At 60.5% G+C, this 6,740-nt stretch carries 7 protein-coding genes; all 7 read right to left on the minus strand.

Annotation, left to right across the window (positions count from 1 at the left end):
* Positions 1 to 64: 64 nt before the first annotated feature.
* Entirely contained in the window at positions 65 to 412 is a 348-nt protein-coding gene (locus IAE77_RS00675) for a quaternary ammonium compound efflux SMR transporter QacE delta 1 (protein ID WP_000679427.1), read from the minus strand.
* Between the two features lie 224 nt (positions 413 to 636).
* Positions 637 to 1,185, minus strand: a complete 549-nt coding sequence (locus tag IAE77_RS00680) for a hypothetical protein (protein ID WP_294220326.1) — start codon at positions 1,183 to 1,185, stop codon at positions 637 to 639.
* On the minus strand, positions 1,182 to 1,523 hold the full coding sequence (locus tag IAE77_RS00685; RefSeq protein ID WP_294220329.1) for a hypothetical protein: 342 nt from the start codon (positions 1,521 to 1,523) through the stop codon (positions 1,182 to 1,184). The genes IAE77_RS00680 and IAE77_RS00685 overlap by 4 nt, the downstream gene beginning before the upstream one ends.
* Positions 1,524 to 1,598: 75 nt before the next feature.
* The gene (locus IAE77_RS00690; protein ID WP_294220332.1) at positions 1,599 to 2,075 is read right to left on the minus strand and encodes a hypothetical protein; all 477 of its coding nucleotides are present in this window, start codon (positions 2,073 to 2,075) and stop codon (positions 1,599 to 1,601) included.
* Positions 2,076 to 2,158: 83 nt separating this feature from the next.
* Entirely contained in the window at positions 2,159 to 5,338 is a 3,180-nt protein-coding gene (locus IAE77_RS00695; protein WP_294220334.1) for an efflux RND transporter permease subunit, read from the minus strand.
* Positions 5,339 to 5,341: 3 nt separating this feature from the next.
* On the minus strand, positions 5,342 to 6,517 hold the full coding sequence (locus tag IAE77_RS00700) for an efflux RND transporter periplasmic adaptor subunit (protein ID WP_294220341.1): 1,176 nt from the start codon (positions 6,515 to 6,517) through the stop codon (positions 5,342 to 5,344).
* Positions 6,518 to 6,538: 21 nt separating this feature from the next.
* Positions 6,539 to 6,740: TolC family protein (locus tag IAE77_RS00705; protein WP_294220346.1), on the minus strand; the 202-nt coding region annotated here is incomplete at its 5' end.

Below are 6,740 nucleotides of genomic sequence, written 5' to 3' on the forward strand. Positions count from 1 at the left end.
GGGTCTAGCCGCCGGCTCTCATCGAAGAAGGAGTCCTCGGTGAGATTCAGAATGCCGAACACCGTCACCATGGCGTCGGCCTCCGCAGCGACTTCCACGATGGGGATCGGGCGAGCAAAAAGGCAGCAATTATGAGCCCCATACCTACAAAGCCCCACGCATCAAGCTTTTGCCCATGAAGCAACCAGGCAATGGCTGTAATTATGACGACGCCGAGTCCCGACCAGACTGCATAAGCAACACCGACAGGGATGGATTTCAGAACCAGAGAAAGAAAATAAAATGCGATGCCATAACCGATTATGACAACGGCGGAAGGGGCAAGCTTAGTAAAGCCCTCGCTAGATTTTAATGCGGATGTTGCGATTACTTCGCCAACTATTGCGATAACAAGAAAAAGCCAGCCTTTCATGATATATCTCCCAATTTGTGTAGGGCTTATTATGCACGCTTAAAAAGGTGGATTCAAGCACGAAGTGCAACACGGTCTAACGAGGCGTGAAACACCTTTTGATTTTGGCGGCCGTGGCCGTCACTAAGCCAGGGAGTGGAATCCCTGTTTCCAAACAAGCCCGCCGGAGAAAGAGAGAGCTCCGGCGGGTTTTTTGCGTTTGATGGGAAATCTGGTTCATTAGGTCAATCCGTGCCGCCCATGAGTTTTTGGATGCTTGGCGAGCTGTAAGCCTCACCAGCGAGCTTGCCGTCCACAAAGGCCCGCACACCCCAGGCGTGGTAGCGGACGCCGGTGGCTTCGATAACCTTTGAACGTGCCCGTTTGCCGCTGCCGGTACGGACAGAGTGACGCGGTGTGAAGGTGAAATTGACGGGCTTGGTCTTGGCGACGGCCTGCTTGCTTTGGGCCAGCTCCACGGTTTCGGTGCCGCTGCCATGCTTGACCACTTTGTCCGTGTCGAGATTGTCGCCAAAGAACGCCCATTCGAGGCGCACGGCGGCAGGCTTTTCGAGGTGAAAGGCGGTGGCGGAGATTTCGAGCCAGCGGTTTTGCACCTCCTGCGGATTGTTCCCCTTGGGGTCGTTGTGTTCGCTCTTGGGGGCGACCTGGAGCTTGATGCTGTTGTCAGCGAGCGCTGCCCCGGTGGTGGCGAGCAGGATGCAGATGATGTGGGTGGTTATCCGGCGGAGCGAACTTCGGCTGCTGTTTGTGGATGTGGGTCGGGGGTTCATGGATGCTTCTTTGAGGTGCTGTCTTGAAGCAGCACGATCTGGGTGACGAAATCCGGGCCGATGAGCGGGTTGTGCAGCTTGATCTGAACCCTCATGCCGGGTATCAAATGAGCGGGGAGAGCTTCCGACTCGTCGTGCCAGAATTTGGCCCACTCCGAATAAACAAAGCGGCGCACGGGGCCGCCATCCTGAGCGAAGGTGATCCAGCGCGTGGCATGATCGACGCTTTGAACGATGCCGGTCATGGTGGTGCCTCGCGGGCGTCTGGCCTCGGCAGTCGAGGGAAGCCAGAAGCACACGAGAGAGGCGAGGGTGAGAAAAGTCAGTGAGTGCTTCATGATGTGCGGCTGCCCGCAGCCAGCAACGCCGCCCTCACGGTGGGACGGCGCTGTGGCATGACGCGGGCGTGAGGGTTATTTCTTCTCCTCCTCGCCGTGCGCACAGGTGCAGGCGTATTCCTTGTTCTTGCAGGTGGGGCACTGTTCGAGGTTCAGGTTGAACTTCTCGGTGACGGCCTTGGCACCTTCCTTCTCGCGGATTTGCACCACGGTGGGGAGGTCGTTGCCTTCGGGGACGGCTTTGTCAGAGATCAGCTTGTCGCCGTCTTTGGTGAAGCTCAGCTTGGTGGGAGCGGAGCGGTCGCCGAGGGTGACGCTGATGACCTGCGCTCCAGGGGCGACGACTTTCATGTCGTCGTCGATGAAGCGGATTTCGACCTTCTTGTCTTTGTTCACGAAGAACTCGACGTGGGGTTCCACTTCGGTGATGAGCTTGCCGCCGGTGGGGCCGGCTTTGGCTGCATGTTCGTGGTCGTGCTTGTCCTTGTCAGCGGCATTGACCGTGAAGGCCAGGGCGAGGGTGAGCAGGGTGGTGATGAGCTTGGATTTCATGGGTTCGGTTTGTGTATCGTTTGGTTTGGTTTTGCCTGGGCGGCGGAGGCTCTGATGAGTTCGTCGCTTTGGAAATTCATGGGTTAGTGCGAAGCGGGCGCATCGTTTGCGATGGCTGTGGCCGCGGCTTTGCGACCGAAGGTGTAGAACACGGTGGGCGTGACACCGAGGCCGAGCAGGGTGCTGGTGACGAGTCCGCCGACGATGACGACGGCCACGGGATGCAGGATTTCTTTGCCCGGCTGATCGGCGGCGAGAACGAGCGGGATGAGGCCGATGCCTGCGGCCAACGCGGTCATGAGCACGGGCACGAGACGCTCCTTGGTGCCGCGAATGACCATCTTGCGCGTGAAGCTCTCGCCCTCGTGCTGCATGAGGTGCAGGTAATGGCTGATGAGCATGATGCTATTGCGAGCGGCGACTCCGGCGACGGCGATGAAGCCGACGAGCGTGGCGATGCTGATGTTGTTCAGCTTGAAGTAGGTGAAGACGAGGCCGCCGACGAGGGCGAGCGGGATGTCGCAGAGCACCTGGATGGCGAAGAATGGCGTGCGGAAGTAGCCGTAGAGGAGGAAGGCGATGACGGCGAGGATGACGGCGGTGAAGATGGCGATGCGCTGCGTGGCCTCTTGCTGCGCTTGGAACTCGCCCTCAAAGGTGATGAAGTAGCCTTCGGGCATTTTCACTTTCTCGGTGACTTCATCCCGCAACTTGACGACGAGGTTCGACACATCCTGAACAGTTGGTTTGATGGCGAGGGCAAAGCGGCGCTGGCTGTTCTCACGGAAGATGACGTTCGGCCCTTTGGCCTCGCGCACATCCGCGACGAGTGAAAGCGGGATGCGCTGCCCTTCACCAGCCTCGATGGGCAGCTCGGCGATTTTATCGGGTGAATCACGCCACTCAATGGGCAGGCGGGTGACGAGATTGACGGCTCGCTGGCCTTCACGAAGTTCGGCGACTTCCTTGCCACCGATGAGGGCGGAAAGCTGGTCGTTCAGCTTGCCGGGGGCGATGCCGTAGGCTTTGGCGCGGTCACGGTCGGCCTCGATGCGAAGCTGCGGGATGCTGGAGGTCTGGTCGAGCTTGCAATCCTCGAAGCCGGGGATGGTCTTGGCGATGGTTTGGATCTCGATTCCGATCTGGCGGAGTTTTTCCAAATCAGGGCCGAAGACCTTGATGGCGACGGGCGCGGACACGCCGCTCATCATGTGGCCGATGCGGTCGGCGAGCGGGCCGCTCACCACGGCAAAGACGCCGGGCACGGTTTTGAGCTTCTGGGTGATGTCTGCGATGATCTCTTTGCGGCCACGGCCTCCGCTGGAGTGACCTTCGCCCTCACTCCCGTCTTTGCGGAAGTCCACGTCGAACTCGGCGGTGGAGACGGGGACGACGTGATCGCCGCGCTCGGCACGGCCCAGGCGGCGACCGACCTTTGACACGCCTTCGACCGAAAGAATCTGCTGCTCCAGCACATCGGAGATTTTATTCATCTCCTCCAGCGAGGTGCCGGGAGCCGCCGTGGCCGCGACGAGCGCGGTTTCCTCCTGGAACTTGGGCAGGAAGTCCTTGTTCATCTTCGGATAGAGAGAAAACGCCGCGATGACGATCATCAGCACGATGCCGAGCATGACGAGCGGCTGGCTGAGGCCGAAGCGGAGCAAGGTGTTCTCCAGCAGCCATTTCATGCCGCGTGTGAGGAAGCCGTCCTTGTGCTCATGGCCGTGCTTTGGATTCAGCAGCATCGAACACAGCACGGGGATGGCCGTGAGCGATACGATGAAGGAAGCCATCATCGAGATGATGGTGGCGACGGCGATGGGGGCAAAGAGCTTGCCCTCCACGCCGGTGAGTCCCAGCAGCGGCAGGAACACGAGAATGATGAGCACGGTGGCGTAGAGGATGGAGTTTCGCACCTCGCCGGAGGCTCGCGCGATGACTTGCAGCTTCGGTTGCGGGTGAGGCAGGGCGGCGTTCTCCCGCAGGCGGCGGAAGACGTTCTCCACATCCACAATGGCATCATCCACGACCATGCCGATGGCGACGGCGAGGCCGCCGAGCGTCATGCTGTTCACGCTGATGCCCATCCAAAGGAAGACCAGCATGGTGATGCCGAAGGACAGCGGCATCGCCATCAGCGTGATGAAGGTGGTGCGGAAGTTCAGCAGGAAGAGGAACAGGATGATGGTGACCATGATGGCTCCGTCCCGGATGGCCTCGGTGAGATTGCCGATGGCGTTGTCGATGAAGTCCTTTTGCTGGAAGAGCAGCGTGGTTTCGACGCCCTGCGGGAAGGTGGGCTTCAAATCTTCCAGCGCCCCTTTGATCTGCTCCGTGAGCGCACGAGTATCAAAGCCGGGTGCCTTGGTGATGGACATGATGACGCCGTAGGTGGCGGATTTTTCCGGGAACTGGCTCACGGTGGCGTCACCACGCATCGGCTCGACTCCCCAAACCACGTTTGCCACATCGCCGATGGCGATGGGTCGGTCATTGACCTTCTTGATGACGGTGCGGGAGATGTCGTCCAGCTCGACCGTCATCGCCAGATTGCGCACCATGATCTCGGTGGGGCCGGTGTTGATGAAACCGCCCGTGGTGGTGTTGGCGGACTCGGTGGCGGCAAGTTCCAGCTCATCAAAGCTGACACCATTGGCCTGCATCTTGAAGGGATCAGGCTGGATTTCGATGCGCTTCACACCGCCGCCCATGTTGAGGATTTCGGCGATGCCGGAGACGCTTTGCAGACGACGCTTGATCGTCCAGTCGGCCAGCGAGCGCACTTCACGCGGCGGCAGGTAGCCGGGCTCGCCTTCTTTGATGGTGGAGCGCACGCCGACGAGGAGGATCTCTCCCATCAAAGACGCCACGGGTGTCATGAACGGCTGCACTCCCTCCGGCAACTGCTCGCGCACGCCTTGCAGGCGCTCCTGCACGAGCATACGCGCCTTGTAGATGTCCATGTCCCAGCCGAACTCGGCATAGACGAGGGAGAGTGCCACGTCGGAGTTCGAGCGCAGACGTGTGAGTCCTGCCACGCCCATGAGGGCGCTTTCAATGGGTTGCGTCACACGCATTTCGACTTCCTCCGGCGCGAGGCCGGGGGATTCCGTCAAGATGATGACCGTGGGCTTGGTGAGGTCTGGCAGCACCTCCACGGGCAGCTCGGTGGCCGTCTTCAAGCCCATCACCATGAGGATGAGCGCGGCCCCGATGATGAGCGCCCGGCTGGCGAGCGCCCAATGGATCATTTTGTTGAGCATGGGTTACGCGGCCTCCTTTTCAGTGGTTTTTGGCGCGGGAGTCTCGGCTTCGTCACCACGGCTTTTCTTGGTGAAGATGGAAAGCAGCAGCAGCACGGCCAAAACGCCGGTGGCATACTTCCACAGCGGGCTGCCACCCTCTTCCTCGCCATGTCCGTGCCCGTCTCCGCCGCCTTTTTTCGCAGCATCCATCGCGGCTTTCTTTTCCGGCGTGAGTTCGGAACCATCGGCGGCGTGCTCGTGGCCGTGCGCGGCATCCAGCGCCTCTTTCAGCGAGACACTGCTGGCTCCGGCAAAGGAGAGAGAGTAAGCGCCGCGAGTGACGACTTCATCCGCAGGCAGCAGCCCGCTGGTGATCTCGACAAAGCGGTCGTTGATCTCGCCCACGATGACCGGCGTTTTCACGAAGGCGTTCGGCAAATCGAAGTCCTTCACATAGACGAAGCGGCTGCCGCCCTCTCCCTGCAAGGCGGCACGCGGCACGCTGACCACGTTGCCGCGCTTGCTCATCACGATGCTGAACTCCGCACGCATGTCGGCACGGAGCTGGCCGCCAGTGTTCGGCAGGCGGAAGATGGCATCAATGGTGCCGCTGGCCTTGTCCGCGCTGGTGCCGAAGCGCAGCAGCTCGCCATTGAACTTCTCATTGGGCAGCGCCGCCACTTTGATATGAGCCACGGTGCCTGGCTTCATGCGTCCGGCTTGGTGCTCCGGCACACGCGCCACCGCATAAACCTCACTGAGGTCGGTGATCTCCAGCATGGCTTTTTCAGGATCAATGGGATCGCCGAGACGCGCATCCACATGGGTGACGAGTCCGCCGAGCGGTGCCTTGAGGGCGATCACGGGTGGCGGATCACCCGGCTGGCGGCTCTCGACTTTTGCCACCTCGTCACCTTCTTTCACGGTGTCTCCGGGGGTGAGTTTTAGCTCCACAATGCGGCCTGGAATGCGGCTGCTGACAGCGGCGACTTTGCTGGGGATGGCCTCGATGCGTCCGAGCGAAAAGATGGTGGCCTCGAAGTCCGTCTCCTCGACCTCGACGGTCTCGATGCGGAGGTTTTTCACGCCGGTTTCATCCAGCACGACGGTGTTGGCGGCGCGTTTGGCGTCTTCGGCGGCAGTGGTGATGCCGGTCAGAGACAGGCAGAGGAATAAGTGAGCCAGGGGGCGTTTCATGATGAGATGAGGATGAAAAAGTTAGCGGGTGGGTTTCGGGGCAGGTGTGGCCGGGGCGTGCTTGCCGATGGCGGCCTCGTAGCGGATGCGGGCGAGGTGAAAGTCACGCACGGCATCCAGCGCGGCGGCTTCTAGTGCTAGGCGCTGTTCACGAGCTCGGAGGATGGTGAGCAGGTCGGTCTGGCCGTTTTCGTAGGCTTTTTCGAGCTTGCCAGTCTGCTCG

The organism is Prosthecobacter sp. (genome assembly GCF_014879935.1).
Taxonomy (GTDB): Bacteria; Verrucomicrobiota; Verrucomicrobiia; order Verrucomicrobiales; family Verrucomicrobiaceae; genus Prosthecobacter.